This is a genomic window from Pseudomonas sp. NFPP24 (assembly GCF_900112095.1).
Classification (GTDB): domain Bacteria; phylum Pseudomonadota; class Gammaproteobacteria; order Pseudomonadales; family Pseudomonadaceae; genus Aquipseudomonas; species Aquipseudomonas extremorientalis.
In genome coordinates this window covers 468,150-484,675 of sequence record NZ_FOKD01000003.1, presented here as the reverse complement: position 1 = coordinate 484,675, position 16,526 = coordinate 468,150, and the positions used below count along the sequence as shown (strand labels likewise).

The 16,526-nt window shown below is 61.6% G+C and carries 13 protein-coding genes; 9 read left to right on the top strand and 4 right to left on the bottom strand.

Translation table 11 applies throughout. The features are described from left to right. Positions 1–232: 232 nt before the first annotated feature. Positions 233–1,168: an AraC-like ligand-binding domain-containing protein gene (locus BM026_RS09075; protein ID WP_093528193.1), complete on the top strand. Its 936-nt coding sequence runs from the start codon at positions 233–235 to the stop codon at positions 1,166–1,168. A 540-nt stretch (positions 1,169–1,708) separates the two neighbouring features. Here the strand turns inward: BM026_RS09075 and BM026_RS09065 are convergent. The 4 genes from BM026_RS09065 to BM026_RS09050 all read right to left on the bottom strand — a co-directional run bounded on the left by BM026_RS09065 (position 1,709) and on the right by BM026_RS09050 (position 6,926). Then, positions 1,709–2,953, bottom strand: coding sequence for an OprD family porin (locus BM026_RS09065; RefSeq protein WP_093528190.1), 1,245 nt, complete (start codon positions 2,951–2,953; stop codon positions 1,709–1,711). Between the two features lie 100 nt (positions 2,954–3,053). Further along, a complete protein-coding gene (locus BM026_RS09060) occupies positions 3,054–4,358 on the bottom strand; it encodes a CitMHS family transporter (RefSeq protein WP_093528187.1) in 1,305 nt (434 codons plus the stop codon). A 128-nt stretch (positions 4,359–4,486) separates the two neighbouring features. Beyond that, positions 4,487–5,800 carry a dicarboxylate/amino acid:cation symporter gene (locus BM026_RS09055; RefSeq protein WP_092250441.1) on the bottom strand — a complete coding sequence of 438 codons (1,314 nt, stop codon included), beginning with the start codon at positions 5,798–5,800 and terminating at the stop codon, positions 4,487–4,489. A 43-nt stretch (positions 5,801–5,843) separates the two neighbouring features. Further along, complete coding sequence (locus BM026_RS09050) at positions 5,844–6,926, bottom strand: 4-oxalomesaconate tautomerase (protein ID WP_071492173.1); 1,083 nt, start codon at positions 6,924–6,926, stop codon at positions 5,844–5,846. A 165-nt stretch (positions 6,927–7,091) separates the two neighbouring features. Between BM026_RS09050 and BM026_RS09045 the strand changes: the two genes are divergently transcribed. The 8 genes from BM026_RS09045 to BM026_RS09010 all read left to right on the top strand — a co-directional run bounded on the left by BM026_RS09045 (position 7,092) and on the right by BM026_RS09010 (position 16,525). Continuing rightward, positions 7,092–7,982, top strand: a complete 891-nt coding sequence (locus BM026_RS09045; RefSeq protein ID WP_071492172.1) for a LysR family transcriptional regulator — start codon at positions 7,092–7,094, stop codon at positions 7,980–7,982. Positions 7,983–8,246: 264 nt separating this feature from the next. Further along, a complete protein-coding gene (locus BM026_RS09040; RefSeq protein WP_071492171.1) occupies positions 8,247–8,918 on the top strand; it encodes a GntR family transcriptional regulator in 672 nt (223 codons plus the stop codon). Positions 8,919–8,983: 65 nt separating this feature from the next. Further along, on the top strand, positions 8,984–9,790 hold the full coding sequence (locus tag BM026_RS09035) for an ABC transporter substrate-binding protein (protein ID WP_071492170.1): 807 nt from the start codon (positions 8,984–8,986) through the stop codon (positions 9,788–9,790). A 12-nt stretch (positions 9,791–9,802) separates the two neighbouring features. Further along, on the top strand, positions 9,803–10,579 hold the full coding sequence (locus BM026_RS09030) for an amino acid ABC transporter permease (protein ID WP_058426249.1): 777 nt from the start codon (positions 9,803–9,805) through the stop codon (positions 10,577–10,579). A gap of 2 nt (positions 10,580–10,581) precedes the next feature. Beyond that, positions 10,582–11,361 carry an amino acid ABC transporter ATP-binding protein gene (locus BM026_RS09025; RefSeq protein ID WP_092250444.1) on the top strand — a complete coding sequence of 260 codons (780 nt, stop codon included), beginning with the start codon at positions 10,582–10,584 and terminating at the stop codon, positions 11,359–11,361. A 35-nt stretch (positions 11,362–11,396) separates the two neighbouring features. Further along, complete coding sequence (locus BM026_RS09020) at positions 11,397–13,007, top strand: gamma-glutamyltransferase family protein (RefSeq protein ID WP_093528184.1); 1,611 nt, start codon at positions 11,397–11,399, stop codon at positions 13,005–13,007. A gap of 85 nt (positions 13,008–13,092) precedes the next feature. After that, positions 13,093–15,483, top strand: coding sequence for a TonB-dependent receptor (locus BM026_RS09015; RefSeq protein ID WP_092250450.1), 2,391 nt, complete (start codon positions 13,093–13,095; stop codon positions 15,481–15,483). 127 nt (positions 15,484–15,610) lie between these two features. After that, positions 15,611–16,525, top strand: a complete 915-nt coding sequence (locus BM026_RS09010; protein WP_371914406.1) for a Fe(3+) dicitrate ABC transporter substrate-binding protein FecB — start codon at positions 15,611–15,613, stop codon at positions 16,523–16,525. The last annotated feature ends 1 nt before the right edge of the window (position 16,526 follow it).

Genomic DNA, 16,526 nt, shown 5'->3' with positions numbered 1-16,526 from the left:
GCCGGAGGGGACTCCACGGGTGATCGGCGTTGGTGCGCCCGTGTCGAAAGCTCAGGCCTCTGTGCCTCTTATTGGGGACGACGAGGGCGTTGAAAGCCACGCTTGAGTGCAGGAAACCGATAGGCGTACGTGAGGGCGAGCGTCAATGTGCCTGGCCTGTTAATTGCTAGCGCTGAAAAGCCGGTAACACCTTTTCGAGTTCATACTGCATAGCTGTACCGAGGTCAGTGCCATGAATCCAAGCACTCAGTATTCGACCCTTGCCGTTGCTGCACCACGTCGATTTGATTACTGGAAAGAAGTGGTCTGTCGCCATTGCCTGGCGGCCGATAGCAAACCCCTGTCCCAGAGCAGTTTCGATGGCGTTCTTGCGGTCAATTCCGTGGGCGCTCTCGATCTCTGTTCCCTGTCATCGCCCCTGCATTACTGGGAGCGTTCCGAGCAGCATCTGCGCAGCGGTCCGGCCGACGATCTATGGTTGGGGTTTGCCCGAAACGGTTATGGACAGATCGAACAGAGCGGAAGAAAAGCCAGCCTGGCAACGGGCAATTTGTTTCTTTATGACGCAACGCAACCGTTCCGATTCAGCCTCGGTGGTACCGAAAACCACCTGGTGCGTATTCCGCGGGCGTTGCTGACCGAACGCCTGCCGCGTATTGCGGAGCACACCGCGATGGTCCTGGATGATCGGCGGCCTGGCGTGATTCCCTTGCGGGAAATGCTGCGCCAAGCAGCGATTACGCCGGCATCCTTACAGGATCAGCACATCTCCAGTCGCTATTCAGGGGCGTTGCTCGACCTTCTGGTGATCAGCCTGGAACTCCAGGACCTGAAGGCCACTCACCAGGAACTGGACCTTTACGGCCGCATCATGCAGTACATCCAACGGCATCTGGCCGAGCCGGACCTGTCGATTGAGGTCATCGCCCAAGTCCACAATGTGTCGACCCGCACCGTCACGCGCGCCTTCGCGCGGCACCAGAAAACCCCCGCCGCAGAAATCTGGAGGGAACGCCTGAATGCCAGCCGTGAAGCGATCGAGCGCGGCCAGGTGCGCAGTATCTCGCAAGCCGCACTGGACTTCGGGTTTTCTGACTTCTCCCATTTCAGCCATGCGTTCCGCAAAGCGTTCGGCGTCGCGCCTAACACGCTGTTGCAGCGAAATTGAATGATCAAGCAGGGGGAGCGCTAGCCGGCGCTCCTGTTCCTGGACATATCAATCTCAAACGTTATCTCGTCCGCAAGCTGCTGCACGCTCGAGCGGTCTGCAAGCTTGGCCAGGTTGATACCCGTTGTGCAAAACATTGATTCAGTTTCTGGCGACCTGACAAAGACGGTAGCAGTCCAGCCATTGATCAGAACGCAATCGACCTTGTGCCCCGGCAGGCTCCGCTCCAGACCCTCGGTCAGCGATATTTTCTTCCAGCTGTGCATGATGACGTACTAACGTGGGTAGTGATGAACTGTTGACCTGTGCGCCTTCAAGAAGTGCCAATAGGCCATCATTTTCAATCTGAACAACCTTTATACCTAATTGATCAGGGCCCCGAATATTCCTGCTCTGCGCTTGCCAGCAGGTTGGCGCCAGTGCTCAGTGCCAGCACCGTAAACAACAGCACCAGGATCAGCGCTTTGTTCTTGAACAGCATGTTCGGATGACCTCACCTGAACCTTAAGGAAAGCGGCCGCAAGGGCCGCAATCGTCGACTTACCAGAGGGCAATGTCATAGGTGAGGTAAAGGCGGTTGCTGTCGCGGCCCCGGGAGAATTCAGAGCGATAGACATAGTTGCGCATGCGCACCCCCAGCCCCTTGAACGTGCCGGCCTGCACCACGTAGGCCAACTCGGTATCACGCTCCCATTCCTTGACGGTGGTTGCGGACTTACCGTCATTGCCGCTCAGGTAGCGCGTTGAAAAGGTCAGGCCGGGCACGCCGACGGCGGCGAAGTTGTAGCCGTAGTTGAGCATCCAGGTCTTCTCGTCCTCCTCGATGAATTTGCCGATGCCGGCGTTGCTGAACGAGTAGACGGTGGCGCCGCTGATGTAGGGCAGACCGGCATCTCCGCGAAGGGTCTGGTAGCCGCCGCCGACGGTATGGCCTGCGATCACGTAGGACAGCTGGCCGCTGAACATGTCGTTGTCGATTTTGCCTGCGTAGGCAGAGCCGCTATCGACACTGTTGAAGTAGCGCAGGTCGCTGGTCAGCACCCCACCGGCCAGTGGCAGGTCGTGCTGGATACCGGCGAAATTCTGTCGGTAGAAGTTCTCGAGCTCTCCATAGAAATAACTCAAGCGAAGGTTTTTGCCCCATTTGTACTCAGCCCCCGCGTAGTTGAAATCCCCCGATTTTTCCCCGCTGTAGCCATCGGGCACGATCGGCACGCTGTTGGTGGAGTCGCGTAACTTGAAGCGGTCCAGGTGCCCGCCGGTGACGGTCAGGTTGTCGATGTCGGTGCTGCTGACCTGGGTGCCCTGGTAGGTCTGGGGCAACAAGCGTGCATCGTTGTAAATCAGTACCGGCGTCTTGGGCAGCAAGGTGCCGTACTTGACGGTGGTTTTGGCGAACCTGGCCTTCGCGGTAGCGCCGGCGCTGGCGAACTCGTCGGCTGCCTGCCCATCGTCATGCACCGGCATGAGCCCGGTGCCACTGCGACCGCGCCCCGAATCGAGCTTTACGCCATAGAGCCCCAGGGCGTCCACACCAAAGCCAAGGGTGCCCGGCGTGAATCCGGACTGATAGTCCAGCAGAAATCCCTGGGCCCACTCGGTACGCTCGCTTTTTGCCGTTCTGGCGGCTCGCGCACTCAAGCCGTGCTCGTCGCGAAAGTTCTCGTTGAAATACACATTGCGCAGTTGCAGCTTGAGTTTGCTGTCGTCAATAAAACCTTCGGCGTTCGCACTTGCGACCGGTACCAGGGCAAACGCGCAAAACAACGCCCGATGGGCATACATAGGGTTCATGGCAAATGACTCTTTGTTGTTATTTGGGGTGCGGTGCGACACGCGCCCCGTGAGCGAGGCGCGCTGAAAGACAGCAGAGGTTGTGGGTGGATCAGGTGAACAGGCTGATGGCCCCGGTCAACAAGGCCAGCGCGGTGACGACCAGCGAGGTCAGCACTGCCCATTTGACGGTGGCCTTCTGGAAGTCGCCGATATCGCGATCGACCATGCCCACCAGCAACAGAGTCGAGGCCACCAGCGGGCTCATGAGGTGGACGGGTTGCCCCAGGATCGAGGCGCGCGCGATTTCAACCGGGTCGATGCCATACGCCGCGGCGGCATTGGCCAGGATCGGCACCACGCCAAAATAGTAGGCGTCATTGGACAGCACGAACGTCAGCGGCATGCTGGTGATCGCCACCACCAAGGGAAACAGGTGGCCCCAGGATGGCGGGATCCAGTCGACGAGGGTCTGCGCCAGGGCGTCCACCATCTTTGTGCCGGAAAAAATCCCGGCGAAGATCCCGGCGGCGAATACCAGCAACACCACGGTCATGGCATTGCCCGAATGCGCCAGGATGCGTTCTTTCTGAATGTCCAATTGCGGGTAGTTGATCATCAGCGCGAGCACAAAGCCGATCAGGAACAGGATCGCGGAGTGCATCAACCCCATCACCAGGGCCGCCAGCACCGCAATGACCAGCACCAGGTTAACGTAGGCCAGTTTCGGACGCTTGTGGGGGGTGTCTTCAAGAATCGCGTTGATATAGCAATCGCCGCCACCGCTCTGCAGTTGGACGTTGCCGATCCGCTTGCGCTCGGCGCGCCCCAGCAGGAAGGCGGTGAAGATCACCCACAGGGCGCCGCCGATCATGGTCGGCAGCAACGGCACGAAGTATTCGCCGGCATCCAGGCCCAGCGCGGCGATAGCACGTGTCGCGGGGCCGCCCCAGGGGGTCATGCCGCTCATGATGCTCAGCGACAGCATGGAAATGGTCGCCAGGATCATCGGGTTCATGCCGATGCGCTTATACAGCGGCAGCATTGCCGCACAGGTGATCATGTAGGTCGTGGTGCCGTCGCCGTCGAGTGCGACCAGCAACGAGAGCAGGGCAGTGCCGACCGCGATCTTCATCGGGTCGCCATTGACCCGCTTGAGGATCTTGCGGATCAGCGGGTCGAACAAGCCTGCGTCGATCATCAAGCCGAAGAACAGGATCGCAAACAACAGCAAGGCGGCAGACGGGGCGACCATTTTCAGGCCGTCGAGCATCATCTTGCCGGTGGTGCCGCCGAAACCGCCAAGCACCGCGAAGACGATAGGTACAACGGTAAGCGCGACGATTGGCGACAAACGCTTCGTCATGATGAGGACGGTGAATACGACCACCATGGCCAGGCCAAGGAAAGCGAGCATAGGACGATTCTCTTGTTGTTATCGTAATAGTGGCTGACGCCGAGGCGCACGCGCCCTGATCCGCCGGGCGGCCAAGGGCGCCTGGCGGAGGAGGGGTCAAGTCAGGGAGGGGCGTTGCCCGGTTATTGTTAAACGCGCTTGGGGACTTTCAGGTCTTCCCAGGCTTCTACCGGCGTCGCAGAGGGTTTTGCGTCGAGCATCCGGTGTAGCGTTTCGCGATGGCAGGCATTTTCCGATAGGGAAATCACTACCGTCGCGACGGCGTTGCTGGCCAGGCTGGTCAGGGCGCGCGCTTCGGACATGAAGCGGTCAACCCCGATCAGCAGCGCCAGGCCGGCCAACGGGATGTCGTGAATGACCGTCAAGGTCGAGGCGAGCGCGACGAACCCGCTGCCCGTCACGCCGGCGGCACCTTTGGAGGACAGCAGCATGATCGCCAGCATGGTGATGATTTGCGTCAGGCTCAGGTCAATGTTGCAGGCCTGGGCGATGAAAATCGCCGCCAACGACAGGTAAATGGCCGTACCGTCCAGGTTGAACGAGTAGCCGGTGGGGAGTACCAGGCCTACGACGCCTTTCTTGCAGCCCAGCGCTTCGAGTTTTTCCAGCATGCGTGGCATGACCGGTTCCGTGGAGGACGTGCCCAGCACCACCAGGAATTCTTCGCGAAAGTAGCGCAACAGTTTCCACAGGCTGAAGCCGTTGCTACGGCAAATGCTGCCCAGGACCACGAACACGAAGAAGCCGCAGGCGATGTACAAGGTCATGATCAACTTCGCCAGCGAACCCAGCGAAGTGATGCCGTACTGACCCACGGTGAACGCCAGGGCGCCGAAGGCACCGACCGGGGCAAAACGCATCAGGTACGCGAAGATCTTGAAGACCATCTGCGAAGCGGCTTCGAGTACGTCGAGTACCGGCTTGCCACGTTCGCCCAGGGATGACAAGGCAAACCCGGACAACACTGCAATAAAGAGCACCGGCAGCACTTCCCCCTTACTGAAGGCACCCACGAAGGTTTCGGGGATGATGTGCATGAAGAACTCCACAACCCCAAGCTTTGCCGCCGACTCGGTGTACTGGGCCAAGCCTTTGGTGCTCAGTTGGGTGGGATCAATGTTCATGCCGACGCCCGGCTGGAACACGTATACCGCCACCAGGCCAATGACCAGGCTGATCACCGTCAGGCCAAAAAACAGCAGCATGGTCTTGCTGAGCAGGCGTCCGAGCGAGCGTTTGTCGCTCATGCCGGCGATGCCGGTGACGATGGTGCAGAACACCACGGGGGCAATCATCATCTTGATCAGCTTGATGAACGCATCACCCAACGGCTTGAGCGCGATGGCCTGCTGAGCCCAGAAATGCCCGACCACAATGCCCAGCACCACGGCGCAGAGAATCTGGAAGTAGAGCGATTTAACAACTTTCATGGCATCACCCATTTTTAGAATTGTGCGGATGCAAAAATGCCAACGACCGCCGGAATTATCCGGCGAGGCGCTGTGACTCAGTGGCGTAGACGTAACCGGAGAAAAGCCTGCGCGCGGTGCGTACGACGGACGCTTGAATTGTCTCACCATTGCTGCCGGTGTAGGACAATACGACATCAATCCCGCCGCTTGGATGTTCGATACGCACCGCTTCACGACGCGGCGTGCTGACCCCGCCAAGCATCTGCGCGACGATACTGCCTTCTATCACGCACGCGGTGGCCAGACCAATCGAGCCGGTAATGGCAAGCGCGCGGTGGCAGTTGTGCGGCATGAAATAGCGAACCTGAATCGTACCGCCAGCTTTCGCGGGCGAGACCAGGACCGGCTTGGGAATCACTTTGCCGCTGACATCGCCCAGGCCCATGGCCAGGCCGGCCTGGAGCCGCAGTGTCTCCAGGCGTCGCAGGAACTCCTTATCGGCGTCCAGTTCCGCTGGGCTCTCATCGCCTCGCTTGCCCAGTTGGCTGGCTTCGACGAGCACCATGGGCATCGCCATGTCGATACAGGTCACTGCAATGCCATCAAAGACGTCCTGCGTGTTGCCGGTGGGAAAGAGCTTGCCCGTCTTGCTGCCGGCTGCATCCAGGAAGGTCAGTTGCACCGGCGCCGCAGTACCGGGCACGCCATCAATGGCGGTATCGCCCTCATAACTGACTTTGCCATCCGGTGTGTACACCTGGGAATGGATGAAGGTCCCGGTGTTGACGTTGCGAATGCGCACGCGGGTGCGTCCGGGGGTGGCTTTGACCAGGCCCTGTTCGATGGCGAATGGGCCAACCGCACACAGCATGTTGCCGCAATTGGGTGCGCTGTCGACTCTGCGCTGAGACACCATCACTTGGACAAACAAGTAATCGACGTCCGCATCCGGGTGCAGCGAAGGGCTGACAATCGCAACCTTGCTGGTTTGCGGGCTGCCACCACCGATTCCGTCGATCTCCAGTTCATGACCGGAGCCCATCAGGTTGAGTAGCAGTTCGTCGCGGGCCTCGATGGACGACGGCAAATCCCAGTCGAGAAAAACCGGACCTTTGGAGGTACCACCGCGCATCAGCACACAGGGGATTCTTTGCATAATACTGACTCTTGTTGATCAATCGAGGTAATTGATGCTCTGTGAGCAAGAGTCTCAAGCTTTGAAAAATGTTTCCAATGCAAAAATTGACGTTATTATTGCGTTTGGCGAATGGTAAATGTGCGCCAAACGACTTCCCAATTTCCTTGGCTGACGAGACTGGACATGGACTATGAGCTGAATGATATCCGATCTTTCGTGAAAATCGCCGAATTGGGTAGCTTTCACGAAGCGGCCGATGCTTTGCATCTGTCTCAACCTGCACTCAGCCGGCGGATAAAAAAACTCGAAGAGGGGCTGGGCACGGCGTTGCTGGATCGCACCACCCGCAAAGTCAGCCTTACCAGCGTCGGGCGTGACTTTCTTCCCAAGGCGCGCCGGTTGCTGGATGACTTCGACGAGTCGATTCTTAATATCCGTGAACTGGCCGAACGCCAGATCGGCCGTGTAACCCTGGCGTGTATCCCTACCGCCGCGTTCTATTTCCTGCCTTCAGTGATCCGTCTGTACAACGAGCGCTACCCGAAAATCCGGATCCGTCTGCTGGATTTGAGTGCGAATGAGGGGCTTGAAGCGGTGCTGCGCGGGGAAGCCGACTTCGGTATCAACATGATGAGTGGCCAGCATCCGGACATTGAGTTCGTGCCATTGGTCAGTGAGCCCTTTGTATTGGCGTGCCGGCGTGATCACGAGCTGGCAGGGCGCAGTTCGGTCACCTGGTCTGAATTGAGCGATTACCGCCTTATCGGGGTAGGGCGTTTGAGCGGCAACCGCATGCTGCTCGACCACGCTCTATCGGGCTTGAGTTGGCGGCCGCAATGGTTCTATGAAGTCCAGCACCTTTCGACTTCACTGGGCCTGGTGGAGGCCGGCCTGGGGGTTTCGGCGATGCCAAGCCTGGCCATGCCGGCTGATGATCATCCCACCCTGGTCAGCGTTCCATTGATCGAGCCCGTGGTGAACCGCTCTTTGGGCCTGGTTTACCGCCGAGGGTCCTCGCTTTCGCCGGCGGCGGAAAAATTCGTCTCGATACTGCTTGAGCAATGGCCACAGTGACCGGCCGCGTGTTGCCGTTCGCCGGCGGTCATCGTCATGAATGCGAGGTGGGCATGCTCTGAGTTGTTACTTCTGCCCACTGAGCGGGCGTTTTCTGAGCGGTCAGGTAGCAAGCTTGTGCACGATCCCTTCACGGTTTCCGCTGATGCAATGGGCCTATTTCATTTGAATCAAGCGCTTGGGTCATAGCGCCGTGATTTGGCACGCTTCCTGCTTTTTCGTATCCATGGATAATTGGATACAAAAATTCAAAAGGTGCTGCCGATGCAATTTGCCCCCGCTTACGTTGACCGCCAGCCCCTCACCGCCGAGGAGGAGGCCTACAACTTCCTGCTCGATGCCATTTGCGGCGGCCGCTACCGCAAAGGCGACCGTCTGATCGCCGAAGATATCGCCAGCGAAATCGGCATGAGCCGCATGCCGGTGCGCGAAGCCTTTCGCCGCCTGGACGCCCAGGGCCTGGTGACCTTGCGGCCCAATCGCGGCGCCATCGTCAGCGGCCTGGATATCGATGAACTGCACGAAGTGTTCGAAATGCGCAGCGCCCTCGAAGGCCTGGCGGTGCGCGTCGCGGTGGGGCGTATCGGCGAGCGCCAGTTGGCCGCGCTGGAGCGCTTGCTCGATGCGATGGACGACTACCGCGATGACAGTGCCGCCTGGGTCAGCCGGCACCGCGCTTTCCACGAATACCTGTGCAGCCTCAGTGGCCGCCCACGCCTGATGAAGCAGATTTCGGCGCTGTACTCACTGGTCGAAGCGCCCATGCGCCTGTGGTTGCAGCACGGCGAAAAACCCCTCAGTGCCCGCCAGGAACACGCGGTGATCCTCGACGCGATCCGTGCCGGTGACGCCGCCCGCGCCGAGGCCGTGGTGCGCGAACACATCGAAGGCACCGTGCCGGCACTGATCCAGTTCCTGCAAACCGAACAACAATAAGAAACACCTGCTGTGTGTTGACGTTGAGTCCTGCCCCGTTAATCAACGAACTGGAGTGTCTGGTCATGCATAAACACCGCGCCTTGCTGGTGGCTGTCTCCCTCGGCCTCTGTACCCAATGGGCCGTTGCCGCGCCCCAGGTGCCGGAGCGCCTGAAGAACGTCGACAAACTCATCTACTGCTCGGGGATGGATTCACCGCCCCTGGTGTCCTTCGATGAAGCACAGAAACCCCGCGGGCTCACCATCGACCTGGGCCTGGAGATCGCCAGGCGCCTGGGCGACAAGCAGGTGCAGTGGCGAGTGATTCCGTTCTCTGGCCTGGTGCCGGCATTGCTCGCCCAGCAGTGCGACATGATCGTCGACCAACTGTTCGACAAGCCTGAGCGACGCCAGGTGATCGACATCGTCAACTACATGTATTCCAGCCAATCGGTGGTGGTGCCCAAGGGCAACCCCAAGGGCATCAAGACCCTGGATGATTTGTCCGGACACAAGGTCGCGGTGCTCAACGGCTCCACCATCAAGACCCTGCTGGACGCGCAGAACGACAGCCTGGCCAAGGCCGGCAAACCGCCGATGAAACTGGTGGTGTACAACACCGACACCGACGCCTTCCAGGCCCTGCGCATCAGCCAAGTCGACGCCTACGGTACCACCGTGGAAACGGCCGGCTATTACGCCGCCATGGCCCCGGACCTTTTCCAGGAAGGCGTGCCAGCGTTCAGCCGCATTCTCACCGGTTTGGGCATGCGCAAGGACGACCCGCAACTCACCGCCGCCGTGCAGCAGGTGATCAGCGACATGCGCAGCGACGGCAGCTACGTCCAGTTGCTGAACAAATGGCATGTCAGCAGCGACACACTCGACTGAGGCACACCGGCGATGAATTTCAATTGGGATGTGTTCTGGCAGTACCTGTTGCAGCCGAGCGGGGTGTACCTCACCGGGCTGTGGCTGACCTGCTTGATCGCGGTGTCGGCGATGCTGCTGGGCTGCGTGCTGGGGTTGGCGGCGGCGCTGCTGCGCTTGTCGAAGAACCCGCTGTTGCACTTGCCGGTACGCTTTTATGTGTGGCTGATGCGTGGTACGCCGCTGCTGGTGCAGATCGTATTCCTGTACACCGCGCTGGCGGCGGGTGGGATTTTCCGTTTCGAGGACATCGCGCTGTTCGGCCTGGTCATCCCCGGCAATATCCAGGCGGCGATCATCGCGCTGGGCTTGAACGAAGGCGCGTACATGGCCGAGATCATCCGCGCCGGCATCGGCGCGGTGGACAAGGGCCAATACGAAGCCGGGCGTTCCCTGGGCATGGGCTTTGCCAAGCTGATGCGGCGCATCGTGCTGCCCCAGGCGTTCCGCGTGATCGTGCCGCCGCTGGGCAATGAGTTCAACGTGATGCTCAAGAACACCACCCTGGTCAGCGTGATCGGCGTGCAGGAGTTGCTGCTCAGCACGCAGATGGTCACCTCGGCGACGTTCCGCGTGTTCGAGTTGTACCTGGTGGTCGCGATTTACTTTTTGATGCTTACCACGCTGTGGGGCTTTTTCCAGCGCTGGCTGGAGGCGCGCTTTGGCCAGTCCGACCGGCCATCCGCGCCGCCACCGGCGTCCAGCCGCATGTTCGGGCGCAGCACCTTGAAACTGCTGAGGGGACGATAACCATGGCGCACCAGAGTGAAGAATTGATCATCGAGGCGCTGGACATCCACAAGTCGTTCGGCACCCTGCAGATCCTCAAGGGCATCTCCCTGCAAGTGCGGCGCGGCGAAGTGGTGGTGCTGATCGGCGCCTCCGGCTCGGGCAAGACCACCTTTATCCGCTGCATCAACCTGCTGGAAGACATCCAGAGTGGGCGCATCCGCGTCAACGGTCGTGCCATGGGCTATCGCGAGCGCAGCGATGGCAGCCTGGTACGCGATTCGGAGCGCAACATCGCGCGCCAACGCCGCGACATCGGCATGGTGTTCCAGCGTTTCAACCTGTTCCCCCACATGACCGCGCTGGAAAACATCATCGAAGCGCCGATCCAGGTGCTCGGCATACCGCGCGCCGAAGCCTTGGAGCAAGCCCGTGGATTGCTGGCGCGGGTCGGCCTGGCGGACAAGGCCAGCCATTACCCGTCGATGCTTTCCGGCGGCCAGCAGCAGCGGGTGGCGATTGCCCGCGCCCTGGCGATGAAACCCCAGGCCATGCTGTTCGACGAACCCACCAGCGCCCTCGACCCGGAAACCGTCGGCGAGGTGCTGCAGGTGATGAAGGAGCTGGCCGAGGAGGGCATGACCATGGTGGTGGTCACCCACGAAATGGGCTTTGCCCGTGAAGTGGCCGACCGCGTGGTGGTGCTCGACCAGGGCGAACTCATCGAACAAGGGCCGCCGGAACAGATTTTCAGCCGCCCCAGCCATCCCCGTACCCGGGCCTTTCTCAGTCGTGTGTTGTGAGTCTTTCCATCACCCTGTGTTGACGAGTCTTAGCCATGTTGAAATTTTCTGCTCACGAGTACCCCTATCCCTCGCAGCGCCAAAGCGTGTTTGCCCGTCGCGGCATGGTTGCGGCGTCCCAGCCCCTGGCGGCCCAGGCCGGTATCCAGATCATGCAACAGGGCGGTAACGCCATTGATGCGGCGATTGCCACGGCGGCCGCGCTGACGGTGGTGGAGCCCACCGGCTGTGGCCTGGGCGGCGACGCGTTCGCGCTGGTCTGGTGCAAGGGCCGGTTGCACGGCCTGAACGGCAATGGCCACGCGCCGGCGGCCTTGAGTATCGAGGCGGTCAAGGCGGCGGGGCACGACCGGATGCCGCTGTATGGCTGGACCCCGGTCACCGTGCCCGGTTGCCCCTCGGCCTGGGCCGAGCTGTCCGAGCGCTTCGGCAAGTTGCCGTTTGCCGAGTTGCTGCAGCCCGCCATCAGCCTGGCGCGTGACGGCTTCCCGTTGTCGCCGGTGATCGCCCAGCTCTGGCAGGCCGCGCTGGATGAATTCGGCCCCCATCGTGACCCGGCCCTGGACGCCTGGTTCGACACGTTCCTGATCGACGGCCGTGCGCCCCGGGCGGGTGAGATATTCCGCAACCCCGCCCAGGCACGTACCTTGGAAGAACTCGCCGCTACCCGTTGCGAAAGCTTGTATCGCGGTGCCCTGGCCGAACGCCTGGATGCGCATTCCAGGGCCAGTGGCGGTTACCTGCGCGCCAGCGACCTCCAGGATTATCGCGCCCAATGGGTGGACCCTATCCACGTCAACTACCGAGGGGTGGACGTCTGGGAAATCCCGCCCAGCGGCCAGGGCCTGGTGGCGCTGATGGCGTTGAAAATCCTTGAAGGCTTCAGCTTCGATCACCGCGACAGCCAGCAGACCTGGCACCTCCAGTTGGAGGCGATGAAACTCGCCTACAGCGACGGCCTGCACCACATCACCGACCCGTTGCACATGCGCGTGGCCGTCGCCGACCTGCTCAGCGATGCCTACAGCACCCGCCGCCGTGGGCAGATCGGCGAACAGGCGCAGCCGCCCAAGCCCGGCGACCCCCATGCCAGCGGCACGGTGTACCTGGCCACGGCGGATGCCGAGGGCAATATGGTCTCGTTCATCCAGAGCAACTACCACGGCTTCGGCTCCGGCGTGGTGCTGCCCGACAGTGGCATCGCCCTGCAGAACCGTGGGCAGGAATTCAGCCTCGACCCAAGTCACGCCAACTGCCTGGCACCGGGCAAGAAAACCTTCCACACCATTATTCCCGGCTTCCTCACCAAGGACGGGCAGGCCCTCGGGCCATTCGGCGTGATGGGCGGCTACATGCAACCCCAGGGCCATGTGCAGATGGTGATGAACCTGGTGGACTTCGGCCTCAACCCGCAAGCGGCCCTGGACGCGCCGCGCTGGCAATGGCTGGGCGACATGAAGGTCGGCATCGAACACGGTGCCTCTAGTGACCTGGCCAATGCCCTGGCGCGACGCGGGCACCAGGTGCAGATCGCCAGCGACCTCACCGACTACGGGCGTGGCCAGATCATCCTGCGTGATCCGGTCAGTGGTGTATTGTGCGGCGGAACGGAGCCAAGGACGGATTCAACGATCGCAGTGTGGTAAGCGAAAAAAATTGGCTGAAGCCTGTCCCTTTTTTTCACCTCGCCTGTCATTCCAGGCAAGTGAACAATATCGAGAGCTTCCGCCAATGCCCGCAGTCCGCCCCTTGCTCAAACTGAGCCTGATGCTGAGCCTCAGCGCCAGCCCGTTTTTCGCCGCCGTCAGCTACGCCGAAGACACCGCCGCGCGGCGCAGCTACCAAGTGCCGGCGGGCAGCCTGAGCGCGGCGCTGACGCGTTTTGCCGGGCTGTCGGGGGTCAACCTGTCGGTGGACCCGGCGCTGGTCAGCGGGCGCAGCAGCACTGGCTTGTCCGGCGAATACGGCGTGGAGGAGGGCTTTGCCCGCCTGTTGCAAGGTTCCGGCCTGCAACTGCAAGCCATGGGCGAGCAGGCCTACATGCTGGTGCCGGTGCCGGAGGGCAGCAGCCTGGAGCTGGCGCCCACGTCCATCCTCGGCACCACCGGCCTGTACGACGGCGACACCTACGCCGGTGGCCAGGTGGCGCGCCGCACGGCGCAGGGCATGCTGGGCACGCGGGATTTCATGGAGACTCCGTTCAGCATCACCACCTACACCCAGGAGGCGGTGAAAAACCAGCAGGCACGCACCCTCGGCGACCTGATCGCGGCCGACCCCTCGGTGCGCGCCACCAACCCGGCCGGTGGGCGCTACGAGCAATTCACCATTCGCGGGTTCAGCCTGTTCAACAGTGACGTGGCCTACAACGGCTTGTACGGCGTGCTGCCGACGTACACCATCGACATGGAAATGGCCGATCGCGTCGACATCCTCAAAGGCCCGAGCCAGTTGATCAACGGCATCTCGCCGCGTGGCAGCGTGGGCGGCGGGATCAACGTGGTGCCCAAGCGCGCCACCGACAAGGACATCAACTCGTTTACCGGCAACTGGGCGTCCGACAGCCAGGCTGGCGGTGCGGTCGACATTGGCCGACGCTTTGGCGAGGACAACCAGTACGGCATTCGCTTCAACGGCGTGAAGCAATCCGGCGACACCGCCTGGGACCACCAGAGCGTCGACCGCGAAATGGCCGTGCTGGGCCTGGATTTTCGCGGCGAGCGCCTGCGCCTTTCCACCGATATCGGCCACACCGAGCGCGACACCGATGCCCCCCAGGAGCGCGTGCAGGTGGCGGCCGCTGCGCCGGTCCCGAGTGCCAACGACGTGCGCCGCAACTATGCGCAGTCGTGGAGCAAGGCTCGCACCAATGACACCTTTGGTACGGTCAACGCCGAGTACGACCTCAGTGACAACGTGATGCTCTACGGTGGCGTGGGCGCGCGCAAAAGCAACCACGACTTCCTGCGCCACGCGGTTTCGGTGACCAATGCGGCCGGCGATTTCAGCGTGCAGCCGCGGGATTTCACCCGCGATGAAAACGTGCGCACCTACACCGCTGGCGTGCGCAACTGGTTCCATACCGGGCCGGTGAGCCATGAGGTCAACCTGGCCGCCAGCTACTTCGACATGGACTTCACCAACGGCGGTGCGCGGTATACGGCGCCGTCGAGCAATCTCTACAACCCGGTGCAGTCGCCGACGCCGTCACGGCCGACGCGCTTCGATCCCAAGGTCTACACCGAAAACAAATTCAGCGGCGTGGCCTTGTCCGACACCCTGGGTTTTTTCGACGACCGCCTGTTGCTCACCCTCGGTGCGCGCTGGCAGCGGGTCAAGGTGACTGACTGGAGCGACGGGATCAAAGGCGACACCGCCTATGACGAAGAAAAGGTATCGCCGTCGGGCGGCATCCTGTTCAAGGCCACCGACAAGTTGTCGCTGTACGCCAACTACATGGAGGGCCTGAGCCAGGGCAAGATCGCGCCGTCGACCTCGAGAAACGAAGACGAGATCTTCCCGCCGTTCATCAGCCGCCAGGTGGAAGTGGGCGCCAAGTACGATGCCGGTGCCTTCGCGGTGACCGCCGCCGTGTTCCGCATCAAGCAACCGGCCTATGAAACCAATGCGACCACGCGGCTGTTTGGCCCCAACGGCAAGCGCGAGAATGCCGGTGTGGAACTGAGCGTGTTCGGCGAACCGCTCAAGGGCTTCCGCCTGCTGGGCGGGGTGATGTACATCGACAGCAAACTCAAAGACACCACCAATGGCACCTGGGACGGCAACCGTGCGCCGGCCACGCCCAAGTACAACGTCAACCTCGGCGCCGAATGGGACGTGCCGGGCCTGGAAGGCCTGACGTTGACCAGCCGTGGCATCTACTCCAGCTCGCAGTACCTGGACCAGTCCAACGTCAAGGAAATCGACGCCTGGAACCGCCTCGACGTGGGTGCACGCTATGGCTTCAAGGTGGATGACAAGCACATCACCCTGCGGGCGAATGTGGAGAACGTCGCCGATAAACGCTACTGGAGCTCGGCCGGTGCATCGGATGACAGCGAGCCGGGGCTGACCCTGTCGACGCCGCGCACCTACCTGCTGTCGGCCACCGTCGACTTCTGACACTGGGCCGTGCAGGTTATAAATGAGAATGTTTTTTGATCACGCCGCGCCGATATGGAATAGTACCCGCCGTTTTCCCCGGCCTGCCTAGCCGGGGTGTTTTAACGCCGAGGTCCTTGTCATGCGAATGCTGCGTTCCATCCCCACCCTGGCCGCCTGTGTCCTGGCGTTCTCGTCCAGCCTGCTGAGCGCCGCCCCCATCGACCTCAACGACGGCCAGCACGCCGTGCATCTGCCCGATGCCCCCAAACGCGTGGTGGTGCTGGAATTCTCCTTTCTCGACAGCCTGGCCGCCGTTGACGTCACCCCGGTCGGCGCCGCCGATGATGGCGATGCCAACCGCGTGTTGCCCCGCGTACGCCAGGCCATCGGCCAATGGCAGTCGGTGGGCCTGCGCTCGCAGCCGAGCATCGAGGAGATCGCCCGGCTCAAGCCCGATCTGATCGTGGCCGACCTTAATCGCCACCAGGCGCTGTACAGCGACCTGGCGAGCATCGCGCCGACCTTGCTGTTGCCGTCCCGTGGCGAGGATTACCAGGGCAGCCTCAAATCCGCCGAACTGATTGGCAAGGCCCTCGGCAAGAGCGCGCAGATGGAGGCGCGCATCCAGAAGAACCGTGAAAACCTCAAGGCCATCGCGCAACAGATTCCGGCCGGCGCCAGCGTGTTGTTCGGTGTGGCGCGTGAGGACAGCTTCTCCGTGCATGGCCCGGACTCCTACGCCGGCAGCGTGCTTGAGGCCATCGGCCTGAAAGTCCCATCGGTACGCGCCAACGCCGCGCCCACCGAGTTCGTCAGCCTGGAACAGTTGCTGGCCCTCGACCCGGGTTGGTTGCTGGTCGGTCATTACCGTCGCCCCAGCCTCGTCGACAGCTGGAGCAAGCAGCCGTTGTGGCAAGTGCTCGGCGCCGTGCGCAATAAGCATGTGGCCGAAGTGGATGGCGACAGCTGGGCGCGCAACCGTGGCGTGCTGGCGTCGGAGCAGATCGCCGAGGATGCGCTGGCGATTCTCAAGGGCGGCAAAGCCGTATTGAGCCAATAAC